This is a genomic window from Stenotrophomonas sp. STEN083, from assembly GCF_056759195.1.
In genome coordinates this window covers 71,334-94,925 of sequence record NZ_JBRRCU010000008.1, presented here as the reverse complement: position 1 = coordinate 94,925, position 23,592 = coordinate 71,334, and the positions used below count along the sequence as shown (strand labels likewise).

General features: G+C 58.8%; 21 protein-coding genes and 1 pseudogene. 8 read left to right on the top strand and 14 right to left on the bottom strand.

Annotation, left to right across the window (positions count from 1 at the left end; genetic code table 11):
* Positions 1 to 69 precede the first annotated feature (69 nt).
* The 5 genes from ACVOK8_RS04620 (at position 70) to ACVOK8_RS04600 (ending at position 6,289) form a co-directional block, all read left to right on the top strand.
* Positions 70 to 822, top strand: a complete 753-nt coding sequence (locus ACVOK8_RS04620; RefSeq protein WP_481565788.1) for a fimbrial biogenesis chaperone — start codon at positions 70 to 72, stop codon at positions 820 to 822.
* Positions 806 to 3,388, top strand: a complete 2,583-nt coding sequence (locus ACVOK8_RS04615; protein WP_481565787.1) for a fimbria/pilus outer membrane usher protein — start codon at positions 806 to 808, stop codon at positions 3,386 to 3,388. The genes ACVOK8_RS04620 and ACVOK8_RS04615 overlap by 17 nt, the downstream gene beginning before the upstream one ends.
* The gene (locus ACVOK8_RS04610; RefSeq protein ID WP_481565786.1) at positions 3,385 to 4,734 is read left to right on the top strand and encodes a fimbrial protein; all 1,350 of its coding nucleotides are present in this window, start codon (positions 3,385 to 3,387) and stop codon (positions 4,732 to 4,734) included. The genes ACVOK8_RS04615 and ACVOK8_RS04610 overlap by 4 nt, the downstream gene beginning before the upstream one ends.
* Complete coding sequence (locus ACVOK8_RS04605) at positions 4,734 to 5,453, top strand: fimbrial biogenesis chaperone (protein ID WP_481565785.1); 720 nt, start codon at positions 4,734 to 4,736, stop codon at positions 5,451 to 5,453. The genes ACVOK8_RS04610 and ACVOK8_RS04605 overlap by 1 nt, the downstream gene beginning before the upstream one ends.
* A gap of 482 nt (positions 5,454 to 5,935) precedes the next feature.
* Positions 5,936 to 6,289 (top strand): hypothetical protein, encoded by a 354-nt coding sequence (locus ACVOK8_RS04600; protein ID WP_481565784.1) that lies wholly within the window; start codon positions 5,936 to 5,938, stop codon positions 6,287 to 6,289.
* A gap of 848 nt (positions 6,290 to 7,137) precedes the next feature.
* On the opposite strand, the gene ACVOK8_RS04595 is transcribed toward ACVOK8_RS04600, so the two are convergent.
* The 10 genes and pseudogenes from ACVOK8_RS04595 to ligD all read right to left on the bottom strand — a co-directional run bounded on the left by ACVOK8_RS04595 (position 7,138) and on the right by ligD (position 16,985).
* Positions 7,138 to 7,551: an MAPEG family protein gene (locus ACVOK8_RS04595; RefSeq protein ID WP_481565783.1), complete on the bottom strand. Its 414-nt coding sequence runs from the start codon at positions 7,549 to 7,551 to the stop codon at positions 7,138 to 7,140.
* Between the two features lie 332 nt (positions 7,552 to 7,883).
* A protein-coding gene (locus ACVOK8_RS04590; RefSeq protein ID WP_481565782.1) for an IS3 family transposase occupies positions 7,884 to 8,992 on the bottom strand; the annotation gives its coding sequence in 2 pieces (ribosomal slippage) (positions 7,884 to 8,731 and positions 8,731 to 8,992; 1,110 coding nt in all).
* Between the two features lie 122 nt (positions 8,993 to 9,114).
* Positions 9,115 to 9,582: a hypothetical protein gene (locus tag ACVOK8_RS04585; protein ID WP_481565781.1), complete on the bottom strand. Its 468-nt coding sequence runs from the start codon at positions 9,580 to 9,582 to the stop codon at positions 9,115 to 9,117.
* 20 nt (positions 9,583 to 9,602) lie between these two features.
* Positions 9,603 to 9,887: pseudogene (locus tag ACVOK8_RS04580) on the bottom strand (DUF6881 domain-containing protein); the annotation flags it as partial.
* Between the two features lie 379 nt (positions 9,888 to 10,266).
* On the bottom strand, positions 10,267 to 10,653 hold the full coding sequence (locus tag ACVOK8_RS04575) for a hypothetical protein (protein ID WP_481565780.1): 387 nt from the start codon (positions 10,651 to 10,653) through the stop codon (positions 10,267 to 10,269).
* Positions 10,654 to 10,773: 120 nt separating this feature from the next.
* Positions 10,774 to 11,142, bottom strand: a complete 369-nt coding sequence (locus ACVOK8_RS04570) for a nuclear transport factor 2 family protein (protein ID WP_481565779.1) — start codon at positions 11,140 to 11,142, stop codon at positions 10,774 to 10,776.
* Positions 11,143 to 11,275: 133 nt separating this feature from the next.
* Positions 11,276 to 12,331 (bottom strand): SDR family oxidoreductase, encoded by a 1,056-nt coding sequence (locus tag ACVOK8_RS04565; RefSeq protein WP_481565778.1) that lies wholly within the window; start codon positions 12,329 to 12,331, stop codon positions 11,276 to 11,278.
* A gap of 347 nt (positions 12,332 to 12,678) precedes the next feature.
* Positions 12,679 to 13,944, bottom strand: a complete 1,266-nt coding sequence (gene cls, locus ACVOK8_RS04560; protein WP_481565777.1) for a cardiolipin synthase — start codon at positions 13,942 to 13,944, stop codon at positions 12,679 to 12,681.
* 215 nt (positions 13,945 to 14,159) lie between these two features.
* The gene (locus ACVOK8_RS04555; protein ID WP_481565776.1) at positions 14,160 to 14,351 is read right to left on the bottom strand and encodes a hypothetical protein; all 192 of its coding nucleotides are present in this window, start codon (positions 14,349 to 14,351) and stop codon (positions 14,160 to 14,162) included.
* A 105-nt stretch (positions 14,352 to 14,456) separates the two neighbouring features.
* Complete coding sequence (ligD, locus tag ACVOK8_RS04550) at positions 14,457 to 16,985, bottom strand: DNA ligase D (RefSeq protein WP_481565775.1); 2,529 nt, start codon at positions 16,983 to 16,985, stop codon at positions 14,457 to 14,459.
* A gap of 518 nt (positions 16,986 to 17,503) precedes the next feature.
* Between ligD and ACVOK8_RS04545 the strand changes: the two genes are divergently transcribed.
* The 3 genes from ACVOK8_RS04545 (at position 17,504) to ACVOK8_RS04535 (ending at position 20,869) form a co-directional block, all read left to right on the top strand.
* Complete coding sequence (locus ACVOK8_RS04545; protein ID WP_481565774.1) at positions 17,504 to 20,149, top strand: bifunctional diguanylate cyclase/phosphodiesterase; 2,646 nt, start codon at positions 17,504 to 17,506, stop codon at positions 20,147 to 20,149.
* A gap of 219 nt (positions 20,150 to 20,368) precedes the next feature.
* The gene (locus ACVOK8_RS04540; RefSeq protein ID WP_481565773.1) at positions 20,369 to 20,578 is read left to right on the top strand and encodes a hypothetical protein; all 210 of its coding nucleotides are present in this window, start codon (positions 20,369 to 20,371) and stop codon (positions 20,576 to 20,578) included.
* 6 nt (positions 20,579 to 20,584) lie between these two features.
* Positions 20,585 to 20,869 carry a hypothetical protein gene (locus ACVOK8_RS04535; RefSeq protein ID WP_481565772.1) on the top strand — a complete coding sequence of 95 codons (285 nt, stop codon included), beginning with the start codon at positions 20,585 to 20,587 and terminating at the stop codon, positions 20,867 to 20,869.
* A 92-nt stretch (positions 20,870 to 20,961) separates the two neighbouring features.
* Here ACVOK8_RS04535 and ACVOK8_RS04530 read toward each other — a convergent pair whose 3' ends face one another.
* The 4 genes from ACVOK8_RS04530 to ACVOK8_RS04515 form a co-directional block, all read right to left on the bottom strand.
* Positions 20,962 to 21,243, bottom strand: a complete 282-nt coding sequence (locus tag ACVOK8_RS04530; RefSeq protein ID WP_481565771.1) for a DUF3247 family protein — start codon at positions 21,241 to 21,243, stop codon at positions 20,962 to 20,964.
* Positions 21,244 to 21,751: 508 nt separating this feature from the next.
* Complete coding sequence (locus tag ACVOK8_RS04525) at positions 21,752 to 22,354, bottom strand: hypothetical protein (protein ID WP_481565770.1); 603 nt, start codon at positions 22,352 to 22,354, stop codon at positions 21,752 to 21,754.
* 289 nt (positions 22,355 to 22,643) lie between these two features.
* Positions 22,644 to 22,889, bottom strand: a complete 246-nt coding sequence (locus ACVOK8_RS04520) for a hypothetical protein (RefSeq protein WP_481565769.1) — start codon at positions 22,887 to 22,889, stop codon at positions 22,644 to 22,646.
* Between the two features lie 241 nt (positions 22,890 to 23,130).
* Positions 23,131 to 23,496 carry a hypothetical protein gene (locus tag ACVOK8_RS04515; RefSeq protein ID WP_481565768.1) on the bottom strand — a complete coding sequence of 122 codons (366 nt, stop codon included), beginning with the start codon at positions 23,494 to 23,496 and terminating at the stop codon, positions 23,131 to 23,133.
* Positions 23,497 to 23,592: the final 96 nt, after the last annotated feature.

Genomic DNA, 23,592 nt, shown 5'->3' with positions numbered 1-23,592 from the left:
GTGAGGGCGACCTCTAAAGGTCGCCCTCACGGGTAGCGCATTGCCAGCAATTCCATCTGAGGAAAGCACATGCATCAGATCTCTTCCCGTCGCTACGTGGCCAGCACTGCAATAGCCGCCATCCTCGCGCTGTTCAATGCGGGGATTGCTGAGGCAAGTGTTGTTGTTTCCGGTACCCGCGTCATCTACCCGGCGGATGTAAAACAGGTCACGGTGCAGCTGACCAACCAGGACGCCTTTCCCAATGCCGTGCAGGCATGGGTGGACGTTGATAACCCGCAGTCCACGCCTGCTGATGCCGATGGTCCCTTCGTGGTGACACCTGCGGTTTCGCGCATGGCACCTGGTGCCGGCCAGCGGATCCGCGTGATGTTCGCAGGCCAGGAAGTGCCCACCGATCGCGAATCTGTGTTTCATCTGAACGTGCTGCAGGTGCCGCCGATGAACACCGCCCATGCCGACCAGAACAAGGTGATGGTGCTGATGCGTAACCGGCTGAAAATGTTCTATCGGCCAACGGGAATCGCAGGCACGCCTGCGCAGATTCCAGAGCAGTTGCGCTTCCGTATCCAGCAGTCTGGAAACAACTGGCATGTACAGGTGGATAACCCGACCGGCTACCACGCTTCATTTGGTGGTGCCACGCTGAACGTGGCGGGAGCCAGCTGGAAGCTCACCCCGGCGATGGTGCCGCCGATGGGCACTGCCCAATGGATGCCGCTTGCGGCCACCCAGTTGCCCGCGGGCGAGGCGGTGGTGAGTGCGCAACTGATCAATGACTATGGCGCAAGGATTGCAGTCACCCATGCCGCGTCACGCTAAGCACATGCGAATCTCGCAGCTCTCCCTTGCGCTCGGTGCTGCGCTTGTTGGCGCAGGCAATGTGGCCAGTGCAGAGGATGCCATGTACGAGTTCGATGATCGTCTGCTGATGGGTTCCACGCTGTCGACCGGCAACCTGCAGCGTTTCAATCGAGGTGACCAGGTGGATGCTGGGCGCTATCTGCTTGATGTCTATCTGAACGACACCTACGCCGATCGTCTTGAGGTGGAGTTCAAGGATGTGGATGGCAGTATCCAGCCGTGCCTGAGCGAGACGTTCATGCGCGACATCTTGGGTGCTCGCCCGAGTGCCGTCGACACTGCCAACGGGAATGATCCAATCTGCGTAGATCTGAAGATCCGCCTGCCTGGTGCCACCGCGGCGTTGGACGTTGGCCGCCTGCGCCTGGATTTTTCCGTGCCGCAAGCCATGCTGATCAACAAGCCTCGTGACCATGTCAGTCGTGAGATGTGGGATGCCGGCAAGGCCATGGTGTTCGCCAACTATGATGTAAACGCCAGCCGTTCTACATCGCGTGGTGTGGAGTCGCACTATGCCTCGGCCGCCGTTAATGCCGGCGCGAACATTGGCATGTGGCGTTTCCGCCACCAATCGAACCTGACCTATTCCAGTCGCCCGGGCCAGCAGAGCAGCAACTGGAACAGCATCCGCACCTATGCGCAGCGCTCGCTGCCCAGTATTTCCAGTGACATGACCATCGGTAACAGCTACACCGACGGCAACCTGTTCGGGAATCTGAGCTACCGCGGCGTCAAGATCGCCACCGATGAGCGAATGATTCCGGACTCGCAGCGCCGCTATGCGCCTGTGGTTCGTGGCACCGCAACCAGCAAATCGCGCGTCATCATCAGCCAGAATGGCCGCAAACTGCGAGAGGAGGTGCTGCCGCCGGGTCCGTTCGCAATTGACGACATCAGTGGAGCGGCTTATGGCGGCGACCTGGATGTAGAGGTGCTCGCGGCGGATGGTAGCGTGAACCGTTTCAGCGTACCGTTTTCTGCTGTGCCTGAATCCGTACGCCCTGGCTACTCAAAGTACAGTGCCACGGTGGGTGAGGCAGGTACCTACAACCAATCAAAACAGCTTTTCGCGGAGGTCACTTATCAGCGAGGGCTCAGCAATCGGCTCACGGTCAACACGGGTGCTCGAGTTGCCGAGAACTACATTGGCCTGTTGGCTGGTGGTGTGGTTGCGACGCCGTTTGGCGCCTTCGGTGGAAACTCGGTGTTCTCGCGTTTGCAGGAAAATGGTGCAGGAACCAAGACCGGTTATCGTCTTGAACTGAACTACAGCAAGACCTTCCAGGCCACCGACACCACCTTTACGCTGGCCGGATACCGCTACTCGTCCAGGGGCTTTCGCGACTTCTCTGAAGTGCTCGGGCAGCCATGGGAGCAGGAAGCATTTGATGATGAGTCCAAGCAGGCAGGCCTGCAGCGCAACCAACGCAATCAATTCACCGTCGTCATGAACCAGCGGCTTGGTGACTATGGTTCGCTGTATCTGACCGGTTCGGCGGCGGACTATTTCAATGACAGCAAACACGATGTGCAGTTCCAGTTCGGTTACTCCAACGCATGGCGGCGCCTGAGCTACAGCCTGTCGCTGTCGCAGCAACGCAACTGCGCGGTTGACCGTTGGAATACCGGTGCAGCATCGCAGTGCCAGTTGGGGCGATCGCTGGGGCTGACGCTGTCGATGCCGCTTGGAGCATCTGCGTCGGCGCCCGTGCTCAGCGCGATCGCCGCAAGGGATACGCGCGCGGGGGAATCCAGTTACCAGTCCGTGGTCAGCGGCACGCTTGGCGAACGCCGGGCCACCAACTATGCGGTGTCCGCAGGCCATGGCGGTAGCAGCAGTGGTAGTCAGTGGAGCGGCAATCTGCAGACCCAGACTGCCTTGGGCAGCCTCAGTGTTGGTGCCTCGGGCGGCTCGGGGATGCAGCAGCTCACCGCCGGCATCCGTGGCGCCGTGGTGCTGCATGGCGAAGGGATAACCGCCGGACCTTACGTGGGTGACACCTTCGCCCTGGTGAAGGCAGACGGTGCGCAGGGCTCCCAGGTACGTGGAGGGCAGGGCGCTCGCATCAATCGTAACGGCTTCGCCTTGGTGCCATCGTTGTCGCCATACCGCATCAACCGCATCGGGCTGGACCCGCAGGATATGACGCTGGAAGCAGAGCTGGTCGAGACCGAGCGCACTGTAGTGCCTTTCGCGGGGGCAGCGTTGCGGGTGGAGTTTGAAACCCTGACCGGTATGCCGCTGATCATTCGTGCCCGCCGCGCCGATGGCACGGTGGTGCCGCTGGGCGCTACCGTGGCCAATGAAATGGGCGCCACTATCGGCATGGTGGGCCAAGCCGGGCTGATCTACGCGCGTTCACCGAATCGTGCAGGGCAGCTTTCAGTGCAATGGGCGGAGGCCCTCGGCGGGAGCTGTGTCGTGCCCTATGATCTGGGTGCACACGCCTCCACCAGTGCGGCTCCTGTCATCGTCGAGGCTATCTGCCAGGACATGCAGAACTACCAAGCGGACGCGCAATGAACACATTTCTTCGTTTGCTGTTCCCATTTTGCCTGGCTGTTTCGCCGTCGGCATGGGCAACCTGCTACAAGGTCGATAGCGTTGGCACTGCGACCACCACTACGCAGACTGCAATCCGGCCGGGCGAGGGCAGTGCGTCGGCTTGGGCCGGTGCCTGTGATACCTGCAATGGCACACTAGGCTTGCCCAGTGTGATCAATGTCAGCGATCCTTCTTTCCAACCCTATCCCACGCTGATAGCCAGCGCTGTGGCACCAATTACGATGTACGGAGCCACCGGTCGTTATGATCCGGAGAGGGTTTTCTTCCGCTGTGCGCCTGGCGACGCGGTATATGAAATGTTCTCCACCAATGCAGACAACCTCTACAGCGGTTGGTACAACGGCGGCGATGCGCTGGGCAATTCCATTGGATTGCAATCGGCGTACAGGACCGCGTGGCGGAATGTGCTGCTTCGTCTGACCCACATGGAGACCGGTCAATATTTCACCGATGTCTGGGCGGAGCGGCTGTTGCAGGGGCTGGATGTGGATTCCCGCGGCTATAGGTTGGTTAAAGCGAAGAACCTCAGCGCCGTGCGCTCGGAGTTGTTCAGCGCGCCCTTGGAATCTACTTTTTACTACGCGATTACCCAGTCGCAGCGCTACCTTTACACGCAGCCGGCTGGCTATATAGCAATCAAGGGACCTGGACTGGTGTATCCGGAGGTTGGCAAGACCCACAATGCAAACTACGCTGGTTGGCACTACAACTGGCCAGGTGCGATCGGGCTGTACAACGGGGTCACGCTGAAGCGTTACCCCACGTGTGCTGTACTGAACGTCACGCCGCATGTCGTGTTTCCACGGATTTCCATCAAAGAGATCAACGAAGGCGTCACTCATGAGATGCCATTCCAGGTGAGCTTCAAGTGCCAGAGCGGTTTCACCAGCAGCATTGCCAACAACGGCACAGCACTGGGCATCAAAGTGTCCGCTGGCGCTGCTGCCGCAGCCTCATCACTGGGATTGGCCAACGCAAATGGTGGCGTTTCCTATCTTGTATCTGACCGCTACAACGAGGCTGGCATGGCCAAGGGGGTGGGAATTCGCTTGCTTCGCAACGGGCAGGTGATGAACCTGCTTACAAACGAAAATTCTGCAGGCGGCGTCGCGGCCACCGCACAGGCGCAAGGCTGGTATCCGGCAGTGGGCGGAGCCACCCAATCAGGAGGTAGCGCCAACGGTATCACCCAATACAATGAAATATTCACCGCCAGAATCGAAAAACTCTCTGAAGGCACCCGGCCACAGGTAACCGCCGGCCGCGTTGAGGCAACCGCGCAGATCATCATACGAGTCCAATAATGCCCCTCCAGCGTCTGCTCATCGGTTTTTTGCTGCTGACCTGCGGAAGTGCGATGGCAGGAGTGACAGCGGAACGGACGCGGGTGATCTTCCCGCAGGGGCAGCGAGAGGTATCGCTGGTGCTCGCCAATCAGAACGACTACCCGGTGGTCGTTCAAACGTGGGTGGATGATGGCTCGCCCGAATCCGGTCCCGACGAGGCCGAAGCGCCCATCATTCCCTTACCTGCGATGTTCCAGCTGGCCGCCGGCCAACGACAGAGTCTGCGTCTGTTGTTTGTAGGGCCTGCGCCGGCCGAAGACCGCGAGTCGCTTTACTGGCTGAACTTTCTTGAGATTCCCCCAAATGATTCGAGTGCTCAGGAATCGGACTACACGCGCCTGACGGTCTCGATGCGCACGCAGATGAAGGTCATCTATCGCCCCGCAGCGCTGAAAGCGGGGGCAGGGCAGGCTGCGGGGAAACTAAGCTTCCGGCAGGATGGCGCGCGTTTGTTTGCCGTCAATCCAACGCCTTTCTACGTGACCCTTTCTGGCCTGGCGCTTTGCAATGGACAGCCAGCAACTGTAGCGGCAGAAGGGTTGCTAGCGCCGTTCTCGGACGTTCCGGTCGTTGAAAGCGTTCCTGGTTGCGTGCGCCAAGACACCGTGGTCCAGTTCAACTGGATCGACGATGAAGGTAACAGCCAATCTGGCCGCGCTACGTTTTCTGCCAAATAGCAGCGCGGCTTTGGTCGCTCCGACCTATTTATATGACGCGTCACTAAAAAAGTACCTCATGGGGAGCTGTAACAAGCCACGCCGTCAGCTCGTTGTGTGTTTGATTCCGCAACGCGTTGTGTCTCATGGATCGCTCTCCATGCACATGGAATCTGTCCAAATCTGAAGACCCGAACTGGGCCAAGTGCTGCAGATCTGACGAGAATTGGAGTCTTGGCGCAAGCGATGCAGCGCCGGGAAGTTCGTACGAGTATTGCCACGCACAACGCAGCAACGCCGAGGCTTTCGTTGAGGCTCGGAATCCAAGGACAGGCTGATCGAGAAGCAGAGATCGCCGTGTTCGTTGGTTCGTTATTTAACATAATATACATTATGCGAAATGGAGTAATGGCCTACGCGACTGCGCGGATCCGTTGGATCTGGCTTTGGATCACTTCTCACCTACCATCCCGGCCTCCTAAGGATTCGGGGGAAATTGAGGCATGAGCGACACCTACAACCTGGACAGCCGTCCACCGTGCTGGGAACCGGGAACGCAATGCCCGAACAGCTGCGCCAGCGACTACTACCGGCGCGTGATCGACAACCATGTGGCCCTGACAAGTCCGTGGGCTGGCTGGCGACTGGCAGGACGAGATCTGGTAGCCCCAAGCGGCGAAAGGATCCCAGAACGCAGGCTGCGTGGCCTGCTGTGGCACGCCAATGCTGCTGATTTACGTGACGCGACACGTAAAAAGAACGCTGCACGAAAAGCCCGTCAGCAGTCGATGGTCAAGGTCGTTGTGGTGGATCTGGGCGAGTGGCGGGAACGCCACTTCGGCACGCGGGCCGGGTAAAGGCGTCAACGCAGGGGCAATGCCCCTGCACCCCTATTTGCATGCGTTATGGACGATGTTGTCCATAGTGCTCGAGGTCGAAAATGATCGCTTCGAACCAGCGGCGTTATAGACAACATCTCGATGCCGTTTAGCACTCTCGCAAGCATCGTTCGTGGTGCGAATAGTCGCACCCGTGGGACTACCACCTCGACCCCCACCAACAGATGCAATATAAGGGCGCTGTGCTGCACGGCGTGCCGCTACTTCACGCTCCATCTGGGCAAGCCGGGCACGTAGGTAGGGGTTGTCCTGATCTGGGACAGCTTCCCAAGCCTTCACTGCTGGACCGTTCGCGCAAGGATGGGACTGATAAGAATCAGGCTTTCCACGCTCGACGCACTTGTAGACCTGTTGCGCACCCACGCTGCCAGACAGTGCCAGCAAAGTAGCTACAAAAATTCCCCTGTACATCCCGGCTCCCTGCTGGACATGAGCCAGCATCATACAAGCAGATAGCCAGCTTAATTTAGTGACGAATCACATAAATATTGCCAGCAGGCCGATATGGACAATGTAGTAGCCGTAGAAAGCCCAGTGAGTTGGCGATACGCGGTTTTACTCAATGGGCCAAGATCCAGCCTCTGCATGACCGGCTCCTTGAGCTGCAGGTCCTAAAGGCCGAGAAGGAGCATGCCCAGTCCAGCGGAACCCCTCCTTCCCACCGTAGCTGACTAAGGGGCCGTTTCAACTGGTGCTAAGATCCGGCCATCTGCCCCCCCAGTCACCCCTTCCAAAGCCCTGCTATCCCCCTGCCATTAGGGACAGGGAGCAGCTGATACGTGGCGAGTTGACTTGGTCCCGCTTGATCAGAATGCGGTAAGCAGCTTGAATGCCCAGTAGAGGCCAATTGCCAGTTGCACAAGGAAGGCGGTGGCGCGCAACGAAACCGCCAATGACGAACCAGAAGCTAGATGGATGAGCGTTTGGGTCACGCGCGCGCCCAGCAGCACATAAGCGAGCGGATCGGTCACATGCTCCCGATCGCTGACGATAGCAATTAGCAGCAGGCCGCCCAGTACCGGAATGTTCTCGATGCAGTTGGCGTGGGCGCGCGCAAGCCGCTGCATGAAAGGTGAAAGGTTCGAGTTGTCAGGCCGGAACTCATTCGGCGCGACGGTCTTCTGCAGGATTAGCTTTGAACGGATGACCTCCATCAAGGCGATCAACAACAATGCCCACAGGATAAAAACGGTCAATGCAAAAAGGCTAGGGGAACCCATGGCGATCACTCCTTGATAGTGGTTGTGTGGGGCGCATCGGACACGTCCATGTCGCGACAAAAAGAATGGACCCAGCATTCTCAACACCCGCTAGCATGGTTGCCAGTTCTCGGCCGCAAATAGAAATCGTGGTTACCGAATATCGCCGTTCGTCTGACCGACGACGAACCCAAATTGAGGAGACAGCCCAAGCATCCGCAGGCGCCCCCTCAGAAGCCCTGCTATCCTGCCAACTCTGCGGGGACAGGGCTTTTTTGTGAGCAGGGACAGGGTTGTTCTCACTGTACTGGTAGGGAGCCTGGCGTTGACCGGCTGTGTCGACTCCCCGTAATTTAGTGCCAGGCTAAATTAGAGGTTTCCGGTTCGTGGTACTGGCGGAATTCGGCGGGCGTCAGCCCGCCGCGGGGATCGTGAGGTATATCGGTGTTGTAGTCGGCCAACCACAGCACCGGCAGTTTGCGTACATCTCCGAGGTTGCGGAAGACGTGCATATCCAGCACGACACGTCGGAAGCTGCCGTTGAAGCGTTCGATGAAGCCGTTCTGCATCGGCCGGCCTGGCTCGATGAAATCCAGCGCGATGGTCTTGCGCTCGGCCCATTCCGCCAGTGCCAGGGCGATGAACTCGGGGCCATTGTCCAGGCGAAGCTTTGCGGGATAGCCTCGCCACGCCGCAATTCGTTCCAAAGTGCGAATGACCCGTGTAGCCGGCAAATTCAGATCAACTTCGATGGCCAATGCCTCGCGACTGAAATCGTCGATTACGTTGAATGTACGGAGCCATCGCCGATCCCAAAGCGCGGCGTACATGAAGTCGATCGACCAGCTGCCGTTGATCTGCTCACCGGCCACCAACGGCATCGGGTGTCGGTTTGGAAGACGCTTCTTCCCTCGCCGACGCTGATTGAGTTTCATCAGGCAGTACACACGCCAGACACGCTTGTGGTTCCAGACCAAACCGCGGCGGCGAATCACCTGAAACAGCTTGCCGAAGCCGCGCTCCGGAAAGTGCTCAGAGAGCTCGGCCAATAACGCGATCACCTCTTCGTCCCGATCCGGTCGATGGCGGTAGCGTGCCGTCGCCCGGGGCATCCCAATCGCCGCACAGGCCCGGCGTTCGCTCCAGCCGTGGCGGTCCTGCAGCCAGGCCAAGGGCGGGCGCTTATGCGCCGGGTCTAAAGCTTTTTTGCAATCAGATCCTTCAACGCATGATTCTCCATCGCCAGTTCGGCGTACATCCGCTTGAGCTTTGCGTGTTCGGCCTCAACGTCGCGCAACCGCTGCACGTCCGAAGCTTCCATGCCGCCGTACTTGGACTTCCAGACGTAGTAAGTCGCATCGGAAATGCCAAGCTCACGGCACACATCCTTGACCTGCCTTCCAGCCTCAACCTGCTTCAACGTCGTAACGATCTGACTCTCGGTGAATTTGCTCTTGCGCATTGCTGGTCTCCTTGGGGCTAGTTTGCCCGGAGACCTCTAAGAATGCCTGGATCAAGTTTACGGGCAGGCGACACGGGCCCCACCCTACCCCGATAGATCTTCGTAAGCCCCGCCCCTTTGAATCAATCCGCACGGCGAAGCGGAGTCGGCTTGGGCGAAAAGTAAGGATCCCACTCACTGCAAAATAAATCCCTAGCTTTTTCTAGGTCTTCTGCAACGAGGTCAGCATTATCTGTTAGTGCCAATAAGGCAGGAATCTGTGCGCGCTTTGATATGTATCTATTTGCGGTAAAGTAGCCGTAGAAACCGCCATCACGATCAACGATCGCTGGTGGTTTAGGTGAGCGTTTATTCCATGGACTGTCGTCATGGTACTTATAGCCGTATCTGCTATTCTGGTTCCATATGCTTTCATAGTTGTACTTTGATCCATAATTCCCACTTTGATGGCATATAGATTGAGAGTCCCACTTGCCACATGTCAGGCAGCCGAGAAAGACATCATGGTTTCGGCCACCGAAGAGCAAAAGTTCCTTCGCGCCGACCGAGGTAGTTGTAATTGACAGCAGTAGAGCGACGACGATCTTCATTTGAGCACCTAACTCCAAAATTAAGCCGAGCCGCGAAGCGAGTTTGGTTTGAATGAACTGTTAGGCCCTAGCCGGCTCATTGGCAGCCCATAAACTCTCGAAGCCTTGAGCGCTGATAGTGACGCCATTGAGCTCATGTGATTGATCTCCGCCAGCGGCGGAACCGGAACGATGCCAAGCCCGGTGCCGGGCGAACCGCTTTGTTGAGATGCATAGCCAACCCTACCCATAGGGAAGAATTCCAGCTTGCGCGTTTCGTATCGGTCTGCGTTGAGTTCCGAGACTAGGCGCACTGGATCAGCAGTGCTCTGGTGTTTTCACTCGACGTCGATGTATTCCATAGGGCCTAACTACCTAATAGACGGACCCGTGGGTCCGGTTATACGACTTACCCACAAAGCACGGCATGGTGGGCTTTCCCCTCGATACGGCTCGATCTTAGGGCGACTGGGTCCGGCTAACAAGCCAGCGTATAACCGGAGCCAGCGCTAAGCTCTGCGGCGGCAACAATGGCCGCTATGGGTCGGAAGTTGCCTTTCCCTACCCCCGATAAACATCTCTAATCCCGCACCCCGCTTCTGGCCAGAAGCGGACATGCTCCGGAATAGTGGCCGGCCTCAAACCGAGGCGTTTCAAAGTTCCGTCTAAACAAAAATCTGCACACTCGTCGTGCCCAATTTCCGCTCATCCCCGTGCGGTCTGCTCGCCAAAGGCCAATCGTAAAGCTTCGGTGTCGCCGTTCAGCGCGGCACGCATGCGGCCCTCGTCCAAAGGGCGTACCACCCAGTCGATATCCCACTGGAAGCCATTACGCCTTGAAATCGGAATGGCCAGATACCAACTTGGCCCGGGCCCTACGCAGTACCAGAATGCATCGTCTGAGGCCTGTGCCATCCAGCGCGGCCCCGGTTGCTGCATACCATCGAACCGTCCTTGCAGCTGTTTCACCACCCGTACCTCAGCACCGGTGAAGGCTGCACCATCGCGCGACGGAAACCGCAGCCGCTCGAACGTTTCCTGGCGGGCAGCCCGCAACCGCTGCGGGCCGTTGAGTTGCGCAGCCGCCGCCATCACTGCCCCCCAATCCCAGCAATATCACCAATGCGCTCTTCACGACGTCCAGCCTGTACTACTAACGAAGCCGTCAATGATAGCGATCAGATGCAGAAGGATGCTGCACTACGGCGCGCGTTACGAGCTCTCAGCAGCAACCACGGACACACTACCTGCAATCACACGCCAGATGCCTTCACGCTCTGCCCAGGTGCGGATGTAGCGGAACCGGCCCGAGAAGGGTTCTGCCAAGAACGTGCCAGAGAGCTGCGCAGTCACGACAGTGATGCATACTGCACCGTAGTGGCGCACCTCGACAGCCAACCAGTCGGCTTGGGACACCCGCTGCGCACCCAAACGATGCAGTTGGAGATCATCTTCCTTCGTATAGATCTGGCCTCCGGGCCCGACGAACAGCAGATCGTCGTCAATCAGATCGTCCAGTGCAGCTACATTACTTTGCAGCATGGCAACTCGAAGTCGCTCTTCGTACTGCTGAATCTGCATGAGCGTCGGGTCTCCCGGTTGTGCCCGAAGGGCTGGGCCAAATAGTGCAATCGCACTGAATCAGACTCATCGGAGGATTCAATACCATCGACAAGCGGCAACAGCATGGTTCTCCTGTTACCAGAAATAGAAATCAGCCATGCGGACCGCCCATTACGGGCAGAACGATGCCACTGATGTAGCTCGCGGTGATCGGAGAGGCCAGAAATACGTAGGCCGGTGACAGTTCCTCGGGCTGGGCGGGTCGCTTCATGTCACTGTCAGCACCGAATTCAGCAACATCATCCGCTGCCTTATCCGCAGGGTTAAGCGGCGTCCATACCGGGCCTGGGGCAATGCAGTTCACACGAATTCCGCGCGGCAGCAGCTGGGTTGCCAACGCCTTGGTGAAGGCATGAATAGCACCCTTTGTCGAGGAATAGTCGATCAGCGATGGGCTGCCGAAGATACCGGTTTCCGAACCGGTATTGATGATGCTGCCACCTTGCTCCATGTACGGCAGCACCGCCCGCGCCATCTGGATGTAGCCGGCGATGTTGGTCTGCAGCGTTTCCTGCAGATGTTCATCCAGGAGATCTTCCAGGTGATGGCAATGCAGCTGGAACGCGGCATTGTTGACCAGGATATCGACGCCGCCGAACGTCTTGACGACTTTCTTCACTGCCTTGTCGCAGAAGGAGGGATCACGCACGTCACCGCTGATGGCAAGGCTCCGCGTGCCCTCCTCCTCTACCTTGCTGCAGGTCAGCTTCGCATCCTCATGCTCGCTGAGATACAAGACAGCGACGTCGGCCCCCTCACGCGCGAACAGAACCGCCACTGCCCTGCCTATGCCTGAGTCACCACCGGTGATGAGTGCACGCAGGCCCCGCAATTTGCCGCTGCCTACGTAGTCTGGCGCCATGTAGCGTGGGGCCAGATCAAGCGCGCTTTCGGCACCGGGCTTGGGAATGCTCTGGGCAGGCATGCGAGCTGGTTGCTTGCGTGGTCCTGCCTGGACCGGCGTAGGCTTTTCCGGCTTGCCGGCGACGGCATCGAGCCTTTTTGCCCGACCCTGAAGATTGCGCTGCCTTGTCGCTGTACGCTGGGCGTCCCCATCCTCGCCACGCTTCGTAGCCTGCTTTTTGGGGGGCGTTCTGGACGTTGTGCGGGTAGCTGATTTGGCAGCAGACTTCTTGGGTTCAGACATGATTCGACCTTCTAGGCTTCAATTGGCAAGCGTTCCGCAATCGTGTTCAAGTTGCGCTGTCTTTGTCTGGATGATCCGGGACTGGAGGTCCTCTCTCCGGATCAACCGGTGGCAAGTCGGGATTGTCGTTGCCAGGCAAGTCAGGGTTCGGGCGATCAGGATTCCGGGGATCCCGCATCGGGTCTGGAGTTCCCGGTTCGCGAGGCGCATTCGGATCGGTTGGCGTGGGGGTGCTCACAGCTCACCTCATCTAACGGCGCGATGGTGATATCGCAGCACGTACATTGCGCACGTCAACGTTAGTCTGCAGTCATGCAATGTGAAGAACACACACTGTAGTTGACTTGTCACAGCTGCGATTTTATTGGAAGAACGAACTTCTCGATCATCTTCTCCTTCAACGGCCGCTGCGCCCACATCGAATGGGTATATTTGATCGTCGGCTTCAGGTCCGCCTCGAAAACCTCGGTCATCCGCGCAGCGAACGCTGCGTCGTAGATATTCAGGCTGGCCTCATCGTTGAGCCGGAAGCTGCGCACGTCGAAGTTCGTGGAACCCACGGAGCTCATTATCCCGTCCACGATCAGCAGCTTGTTGTGCATCATCGTTGGCTGGTATTCGTAGATCTCAACGCCAGCGAGCAACAACTCCCCCCAATGTGCTTTCGAGGCCAAGCGAACGGTCTCGGAGTCTATGTGTTTGCCGGGCACCGTTACGCGAACCCGCACTCCCCGCTGTCGTGCAGTGATCAGCGCCTTGATGATCAGCTCGTCGGGCACGAAGTACGCCGCCTGCAGGTCGATGCTGTGCTCGGCTGCTGCGATGGCCATCAGGTACATCAGATGCATGCTCTCGCTACCGCCAGACGGTGATGCCACGAACATATGGGCATCCATCTCGCCGACTGGAGCGATCTGCGGGAAGTAGTCCACCCCGTTGAGCACTTCACCGGTGGTCTTTATCCAGTTGTCGTTGAAGGCTGCCTGCACCTGCGCCACAACCGGGCCCTCGATCTTGAAATGCATGTCGCGCCAATGCTCGCTGTCCTGGGCATGCCCGCTCCACTGGTCGGCTACCCCTACTCCACCGGTAAACCCCACCCGGCCATCAATGACCAGCAGCTTTCGATGGGTCCGGTTGTTGAGGCGCCCCAGGTTGTACCACTTGAGTGGACGGTACTGATGTACCTCCGCGCCGGCGTCCCGGATCTGGTCAATCAGGCTGCGCTCCATCTTCAAGCTACCCATCCAATCCACCATCACCTTTACTTTCACCCCTGCCCGGGCACGCTCGGCAAGAGCGTCCGCAAATTCCTGGCCAATCTGCCCCGACCAGTAGATGTAGGTTTCGAAGGTGATCGTCTTCCGCGCCGAATGGATGGACTCCAGCATGGCGGGGAATATCGCGTCACCGTTCTGCAGTTCGGTCACGCGATTTCCAGGCACCATTCCGGGCCCGAGCAGTACTGCCATTTCCCTGCGGAACTGCGGTGTATTCGCGGCGTAGAGGTGCTCGATTTTGCGCTCAAGCTTCTTGTCCGACGTCTTGAAATTCATCGCTACCACGGTCGCCAACAACGTGACCAGGGCGGTAATCAGGATCGTCCAGATCATTCGTTTGCGACTCCAATGCTTGACCATGAGGAGTAGCCCACTTGAAAGTTGAACAAGCTAACTGCAGACCAGGTCAGTCTTACGTGAAGCCGATCGAGGTTGTGCTATCTCGATGCTGATGGCCATGACGAAAAAACGCTTCAGTTCCATTGATGCCTCATCGACGCCGCAGCACCTCACAGCGCACGAAAGGACCATCAATCGCGCCGGTGCGACTAGCGGCGCCCGCTTGGATTGCATGCCGACGGTCCCTTGTCGATCTGGTTGGACTGTCGCAGCTTCTCCTCCTGCATTTTCTGGTCGGACTGCTCCTTCGTGTCCTGCTCGCGTGCCGCATCCGTGCCCGGGGTTCCGTCGGCGCGCGTCTTTTCCTCTTTCCGTCCTGCGGAGGGTTTGTCGTTCGTCATCGTGATTTCCTCGATTGGATTGATGCTGCGTTTTTCGCGTGCTGCGGCTGTAGTCTCTTTGGGACAGTTGGGCGAAGCCAGCGGCTTCGGACAGCAGGCCTGCGACTATGTGTCATTGGCCCAGCGCGAGAGGTTCTGCTTGAGCGAATCCATTTCTGCCCACGGATCCTTCCTGCGCCGCTTCAGCTTTGCCGGCACATCCTTGATGGTGAAAGCATCGGCCCTGTGCAACTTCGTCAGCTCACTCCATGCAAGAGGCAACGCCACCGGCGCGCCAGGACGTGCCCGCATCGAATAGGACGCGACCGCTGTTGCACCTCGCCCGTTGCGCAGGTAGTCGACGAATATGCGGCGATTTCGGCGGCTCTTGGTGGCGGTGGCCAGGAACCGGTCCGGCTGTGACTGGGCCAATGCATCGGCGAAGCCATGTGCAAAGCGCTTGGTCAACTCCCAATCACACCCCGGTGCGAGCGGCACTACCACATGCAGGCCTTTGCCACCAGATACGCGCAGGAAGGATTCCAGTTCAATGCCAAGCAATAGCTTGCGTATATCCGTCGCAGCGCGTTTCATTTCCGCGAATGGCACATCAGGCCCTGGGTCAAGGTCGAACACCACTCTGTCGGCGATATCCGGTGTGTCTGCCCTCGCTCCCCAGGGGTGGAACTCCAAGGCGTTGAACTGGACCAGCTCCATCAAACCAGCAAGATCATCGACTACCAGATAGTCGGCCTGTGATCCCGACTCTTCCTTGAGCTTGACGGTGGATACCCGCTCGATACCGGCAGTCATGTGTTTCTGGAAGAAGCACTGGCGTTCGATGCCAGCCGGGCAGCGGATCACCGACAAGGGGCGCCCGACAATTTCCGGCAGCAGATGATCGGAAACTGCCAGGTAGTAGTCCCACACGTCCTGCTTGCTGATGTTGTCTGCGGGAAACAAGCGCTTGGCCGGGCTGGAGAGCGTTGGCAGCTCGGTATTTGCAGCCTTTGTCTTAGGCTTGCTGCGTTTGGCGCCAGTCGTTTTCTGTTGAGCCATAAGAGATTGATCGCTATCAAGGAGATCGTCCACGTCTTTGTCCAGCCGCAGGGCCTTCAGCGAGGGCTGCCGCAGCAAGGCCTGGCCTCCCTTCCCACGGTAGAACACCTCGACCACGAAGCGGGGAGCAAACCATGTGGCCGTGCGCAGGTCGGTCTCGGTGGCCCCAACATGGACGCTGGGCTTACTGTCGCCGCCCCGAAGTCTGCGCATCAGCTGCTTCAACATCACGTCGTCGAACCCCGTGCCTACCCTGCCGGCGTAGCGCCAGCCATGGCGGGCATCCGGGCTGGCCAACAGCAGGGAGCCAAAGCCGGTGCGCGCGCCTTTCGGCGCAGTGAAGCCCACCACGGCGAACTCATCCGAAGCCAGTTGCTTGGTCTTGCGCCAATCGTCGCTGCGACCTGGGTGATAGGGCCGGTCCGAACGCTTGGATATCACCCCTTCAAAGTGCTGTTCTGCGGCGACACGGAACGCCGTCTCGCCATCGGCGTCCACGTGCGTGCTGAAAGCGAGGTGGGGTGATACCCCCTTCAGCAGGTCCTGCAGCAGCGCCTTGCGTTCGATCAGCGGCGCGTTGGCGACATCTACGCCTTGCAGGTGCAGTACATCAAACAGCATCAGGGTGAGCCGACCCTGCCGCTCTCCTGAGAGGGTCGCCTGCAGCAGGTTGAAATCCTCTTGTGCCCCGCTTCCTGCGATCAGCTCACCATCCAGCGACGCCGAGTCAAGTCGCAGCCCTTCCAACGCCTCGCGGATCTCGGGCAATCGCGCCGTCCATTCCACGGCATTGCGTGACCAAAGGCGCACCTTGCCGTCTGCCACGGTGACCAGGATGCGATAACCATCCCACTTGAGCTCGTGCAGCCAGTGCTCCCCCTTGGGCGGAGTCTGGCCCAGCTTTGCCAGTTGCGGCTGGAAAGGTCCTGTCGGCACCCTGCCCTTGCGAGCACCCTTCAAGCATAAGGCGCGTTTGGCCCAATCCTTGCGCCGACCCGACGTCACGGGCGGGGTAACAAGCTGCTTCTTTGCAGTCTTGCCGCGGCCGGCACGTTGTTTGTCGCTTTCCGGCGCCGGTGTTACATCGGCCAGCAGGTCGTCGGCTTCCAAGACACCGGCATACGCATCGCGATCCTTGAACAACAACCATTGCGGTTGACGCGCAGGCTTGCCCGAGCGCACCAGGTGCCAGCCGCCTTTCAACTTGTTGCCAAACAGTTCAAACCGCAGATGTCCCTTGTCCAACTGCGTCTCGGGGTCGCCTCTGGTTGCCCAGATACCATGGTCAAACTGCGCCACATGCCCGCCGCCATACTGGCCTTTGGCGATTTGCCCCTCGAACTCTGCATAGGCGATGGGATGGTCCTCCACCTCGACCGCCATCCGTTTCACGGATGGGTCATAGCTCGGTCCCTTGGGCACTGCCCAGCTCTTCAGCGTGTCACCAATCTGCAGGCGAAAGTCATAATGGCGTCGACTCGCGTGATGCAGTTGCACGACGAATATTGCACGCCGCCCTTTTCGCAACGGCTTGCCCGGTTCAGGTTCAGGCGTATGCTGGAAGCGGCGTTTGCGGCGGTAGTCGGCCAGGCTCATATCGGCGTCCACCCCGCGCAGACGTCGCTGCACCGCAGCAGCACTGAACGTCGGTGCTTCAATGGGCGCACACTCTCGAAAAGGGCAAAAATTCGATGCGCTACGCCCTGACTTGGCCCTATCAACGTTGTTGCGTTGTCATCGTTCATGGGGCCTCCAGACGGTGTCGGATCCACATCGTTTCATGGATGTTTTGATTGGTAATCTACCCCTTCGATGTCATCGCCGAGTCTAGGAGTGGCTACGGTGGCGTGAAATCGGGCATCCGCACGATGACTGCCTGTCAACCGAATTGCGTTAACTTGTTCCCGGACGTCATGCCACGGGCTTGGTCGCAAACGTAGCGGTCGCTCCATCAAGATCACCCGGCCCACGCCGATACCAATACTCGGCCCGGAACGGCCGGAAGTTGCATAGCGGTAGCTTTCGCGTTGTTTTGACTTTTTTTACAGCTGGCCAGTACAAGGCGGGCTGCATGTTCCTCATGGCACAACATTGCGCAGGAGCCGAACGGGCACGTGAATTTCATACAACCAGAGTACGAAGCATCTGCGAACGCCTTGCCTGCCCGTGGTGGCAGCTTACCGCCGCTCGCCTGGGCGATTGCAGGCCTGTTGTTCGGCCTGACCTGCACGGCGGTCATCGCCTATCGCGAATGGTCGGACCTGCAGCATCGGGTGGCAGACGCACGCAGCGCCATGGCCGACACCAGCGTTGCCAAGCTGCGGGTACCGCTCGAACGCGCAGCATCCATCCTGCGTGCCATGCAGACGGTCTTCCTGGCCAACGACCGGATGGACCAGACTGGCTTCAGTCAGTACTACGCGCGTTTGCACGATGGAAGCGAGGCCTACACCTCGATCGCTTTTGCTCGGCGCACGCAGTTGGATCGACCGCAAACCGACAACGCGGCTTACCGCTATGAGTTTGTGTCCCCGTACCAAAGCAACACCAGTCTGTTGGGTTTTGACATGGTCACCCAACCGGCCAATCTCGCAGCCCTGCTGCGTGCCAGGGATACCGATACCGTCACTGTTTCAGCCCCGTTTACCCTGCGCCAACACGCGTCTCCGGGACAGAGTCCGCTAGGCGTTACGCTCCGCCTACCGGTGTATTCCAATGGTCCAACGCCGGCGACAGCGAGAGAGCGGCAGGCTCGGGAGATCGGCGCGCTGGCGATCGGCATCCGCTTGCAGCCACTGATCGAAAGCGCGCTGGAACCGTCCATCCTGGATGGCTTCCGGGTGCGGATCCGCGATACGGATGCGGACGCCCAGCCCTTCTATGATTCCGGCGCGGTAGCTGCTGCCGGGCTGCCGGTGCAGTACCGTCAACTGGATTTTGGCGGCAGACACTGGCTCCTGGAGATGCAGCCCCGCCCGCAGCCTTTCGCCATCGGCCGGTTGGACACCATCGTCATCGCCGGGAGCATGATCAGCCTGCTGCTATCGGCATTGCTGTGGTCGCTGGCGGTAACGAAGCGCAAGGCCCTGGCCTTGGGGGCGCAGATGAGCTCACGTTACCGCGAGAGCGAGCGGCGCTTTCGTGCCCTCAATGAGCTGCTGCCAGCATTGGTGCTGCTGGTCGATGCCCGCGACTGGAAGATCGTGTACGCCAACCAGGCAGCGCGCAAGCGTTTGGGTGATCCCACTGGCTTACAGTTGTCTTCGCTGTTTCTAGATCAACAACTGCAGGCCCGGTCCCGTGATCCCGCGGATCTCCGCAGTGGCTGGAACCAGCTTGATGCCGAGCTGCGCGGGGCAGATGGCAACAGCTTCTGGGCCAATGCATCGATGGCTGAAGTAGATGTGGACGGCACCCCGCATCTACTGCTGGTAGCAACCGACAACTCCGAACAACGCGAACTGACCGATCGCCTGAGCTACCAGGCCGCACATGATGCGCTGACTGGACTCTACAACCGTCGTGAGTTCGAGCGGCATCTGGAAGAGATACTGAAGAACCGTTCCACAGCAGCGATCAATGGCATGTGGGCGTTGCTATACATCGACCTTGACCAGTTCAAGCTCATCAATGACGTGTCCGGGCATATGGCGGGCGACCAGCTGCTGGAGCAACTCGCGTTGATAATGCGCCAGCAACTGCGCAGTGGTGATGTCTTGGCGCGTTTGGGCGGTGATGAATTCGGCTTGCTGACCTTTCATGCTGACGCCGGTGGGGCATTGGAACTGGCGGAACAGATTCGCAGGAGCATAGAAACCCTGCTGTTCGCGTGGCAGGAACGCAGCTACAAGGTCAGCTGCAGTATCGGCATGGTGGTGATAGACCAGCAGTTGCCCACTCTGAAGGACCTGCTGGCGTGGGCGGACACCGCCTGCTACATGGCAAAAGAGAATGGACGCAATCGTGTCCACGTGTACCGTGAGGACGATGAGACAAGCCGGCGCCAGGGGGAGATGGAATGGGTCAACCGGCTGCGCTGGGCGATGGAACAGGACCGGCTGCTGCTTGACTACCAGGAGATCATCTCTCTTACCGGCGCCGACACCGCTACCAACATCGAGCTGCTGCTGCGCTTGCGGGACGAAGATGGCAGCATCGTGCTGCCTGGCGTATTTCTGCCTGCCGCCGAGCGCTACGGCTTGATGCCCACCATCGACCGCTGGGTGATCCGGAAAGCCCTGTCAAACTTCAACAACCTCCACCTCACTGCGCAATCACTTGGTAGCTGTGCGATCAATCTGTCAGGCGCCAGCATCGAGGATGAGGGATTGGCTGACTTCATCCTTGGCTGCATCGCAGAGCACGGGGTGCCGCCACAGCAGCTTTGCTTTGAGGTCACCGAGACTGTCGCGGTTCGCAACCTGGTCAAGGTCGCGAGCATCGTCGAACGTCTGCGTTGTGCTGGCTGCAGCATCGCCCTCGATGACTTTGGCGCCGGCATGTCGTCGTTCGGTTATCTCAAGAATCTTCCCTTGGACCTGATCAAGATCGACCGCAGCTTTATTGTTGACCTTGATACCGACCCGATCAGCCACACCATCATCAGCGCCATTGCCAAGATAGGCCATCAGAGGGGCCTCAAAGTCGTTGCCGAGGGCGTGAGCTCCGGGCACCTGTGCGAGGCGGCGCGTTCCTTGGGCGTGGACTACGCCCAAGGCTTTGGCCTGCATCGGCCTGAACGGGTGAAGTTCCAGCGTTAGCCCTCGCTCACTCGTTCGGGGGCGGCAGCGACTTGTGAAGAAGCCTTCGCAAAACGGTGGCAGTCGGGGACGAGCGCTTAACTCCGAGCTTGGCAGCATGCTGCTAGACCCGAACGGAGCCAGCATGATGACCGTCGCACGGACCCTTTCGCGAAAAACCGCTTTGTTGTGCTTCGTGTTCGGCGCAGCGCTGGCATCTATCCTCCAGGCGATCTGATTATGGGAATCAGCGCACAAGTCCTCTCAACCGAGCAGTGGACGCGCCTGCATGCCTCGTACAAACGGCATGGTAGCGGGCCAGAGTTCTGGGAGGCCTATCGCGACATACTCGATACTGTCTCGCAGCAAGGTGACGGGACCGCCGCTGCCAATGAGCTGGCCAAACTTGCCCTGCAACTTGGCGTCACCGAAACGGCACTCTTTGTCTGACGATCAATGGATAAAGAATTGTTGACAGAGTGTGTTGGCTGGGCAGCGTCGGTGATACTGCTGGCCACCTTGATCCGGCAGATCGTCAAACAGGCCAACGCTGAACACCCGGAGGCGCTCTCAACCTGGTTGTTCGTCGGCCAGGCAGCGGCTTCGATGCTGTTTGTCATTTACTCGGTGATGGTAGGGAACGCGATCTTCGTCGTCACCAACAGTTGCTTGCTGCTTACTGCGCTGGCAGGCCAATGGGTGTCACGTCGCAAGCGCAGGGGCAACAGTACGACCGAGTAGTGACCGCTCGGTTCATGGGGCTGAGGCTTCGATGCAGGATCGAAGCCAGCGGGGTGGAGCCCTGCAGCCAGAACGGCCTACTGCTCACTTCATCAGTTGCTTCCCAGTCGCGTTACGTGCTCGATCTCATCCAGCCATAGCAGCTGCACCCCTTCACCGGGCACATCCAGCGGAACCTGGCCATTGGTTCCCTCCACCTCATCGGGGCCGCGAAACTGCTGCACGGCAGGTCGTTCGGTCACAGTCCCCTTCAATACCCTCCCATCCTTCATGCGGAGTTCGACCACAAGCTCTGCATCAAGCGCCAGCTGCAAGGCCTTGAGCTGCTCGATGTCTGCTTGTTCGGTATGAACCCGCGGTGCTGTGCGCGCCATTGCCCTTCCTCTGTTCGATCTTTCTGCAACCCTACGCGGACAGGCGCTAACCAAGAATAACGACGCGCCCCGATCGCCTAGCGTTTTCTTCACAGCGCTCTGTCAGTTCTCCACACCCGGCTAGCAGCCAGTGGATCACATTCGGGGTTGCCAGCAACGCAGCGTCCTTGCTGGCGCCGTTCAATTGCAGGAGCCACCAAGATGATACGAGACCGCAAGGACCCGCCAGAGCCCTCCGAGGAGCGTGACTGCCCTGAGTCAAGCCATGAGCGTCGCAAGCGCAAAGAGCATGAGAGTTCGAATCATGATGAGGCGCTGGAAGAGACATTCCCCGCCAGCGACCCGGTGTCTCCCTTCGTTCCCGCCAAAGCTCCGGACTGACCGGTTTGGCGTGGGTCTCAGTTATGGCCCACGCCAGACTCCGGTCACGATCCGGCAGCGCTATGCGGCGTTAGCTTTCGACACCATAAACGCGGCCACGGAGGAACACGCGGGCCACGAAACCGGATCAGAGATAGTCCTTGCGTGCTTTCTCGGCGCGCGCGGCACCGATGGCTGTCTCCACGTCTTTCTTTTCCTCAGGCGGCGGCAAAACCGCAGGGATCCCCAGGCTCTGCAGCCAAAGCTCCCGTGCCCAACCGGCTGTGTGATACAGATGATGGTCTTCCTGCTTTTCAACAGCCTCATATGCCTGCTTGAGTACTTTTGCAGACGCTCCGCCTTGCTCGGCGACCTTCCCGATCAACTCCCAGTTCTGGTGATCCTTGGTTTCGGCCAGCACAACACACTCGGCTGCAACCAATTCCGCAGCGGCCGGCGTGTCGTTCTTGATCGCCATCTGGATGGCCGTTACCAGTGATTTCCCATGATGCGCCACTACCTGTCGGCCCGGACTATCGGCCTCCGTATCCAGGCCGAGCTGTTCGAAGACGCGGGTAATAGTTTCTTCATGCCCACGGGTCTCTTCGAGATAGCCCTCCCATTCTTTGCGCAGATCGTCGTTCTGGACCGCACGCAAAGCTGCTGCATATATTTTCTGACCGCCACGCTCTGTCTCCAGCGCCTGCAACAGCAACTCGGTCACCTGGGCGCTATCTGTCTTTCTGGCCATGACGGCTCTCCTTGGGATGAGCGTGATTTTGTAACGGCCACAGCGATAGCGAAGGGTGATCGTGCGTGAATTCAACGGTAGCAACAGCGATCTGACTTCCACGCGCAGACCGCAGTACAGCCCTTCCCTGCCCGCCCTCATCGAGGAGGATGAGGGCGGCGGAATTCGATGTGACTGTGCTTCTTTTTGCCGTCAGCGCGTAAGGACCGGCAACCAGCTTAATGACGCGTGAGAGCTGCAGCTTCCCCGGAAACAGGGGGTAGCGGATTCCATCCGCTACCCGTGGCTTTCAGCCGACAATCAACGCCCAAGGGGCATTGGACTCCGGGAAACGGTAACGCAGGCCTTCATGGTCTACCTGCGTGGCTACGTTGCCGCGGTTGTCAATCAATACGTGGAGATCAATCAACGCTACCGCCGCCCTGCTTGTCGCGTGTAGCAGCAAGGTATCAAGCGGAACGCGTTCGGTTCGCAGCAGCTGCACTGCGCGACGTTCCAGCCCTGGACCTTCCAGGAACATGCTCAATCCGTTCAAGATACTTCTCCCTTTTCGGGACCCACCCTGTACTAGCCTCACTGGTATACAGCAAACAATCGCCTGAATTCAGGACAGGCTTCTGTTTACCCGGATATCGACGTTTTAGGAACCGTGCCGTTCATAAAGAAGCCCTGGCATTCGGGTTCTGCGGCCTGCGTCTGTGGTCCTGATTGCCCGCCTTGCTGGGCTCTTGGCGGCCTGAACAGGAAAAGCGGGCCCCTGCTGGGGCCCGCCTCAATCAACCGACGATCAATGACCAGGGCAGTTCAGATCCTTGGAACCGGTATCTGAAGCCCTCGCTATCAATTTGCTGTGCAAGGTTTCCCTCTTCATCCATCAAGGTATTCACCTCGACCATGCGTCCCAACCCGGCAGCGACGGCGCGCCTGTCCGGGACGTCCAGCATGGTTCTGAAGCTTTTCCTCTCTGTCGAAACGACCGTGACAGGACGTCGCTCTCGTCCTGGCCCTTCCAGATAGAGTTTCATGCTTTTCACAGCTTGGTCTCCTGTTGTTGCCCCTGCTTTCCGGCTGGTCGTATATAGGATCGCGCATGTGAAGGTCAGGAAAAAACAGCCGGAAAAACCGCCGATCTGTGATCTCATCCAAATTTTTCCGCGTCGAACGAGGGCTTCTTCGCTGTTATCGCAGCCGCACGCTTCCATTGCTACCGATGAATTTGAACAACACCAGATTGGCCG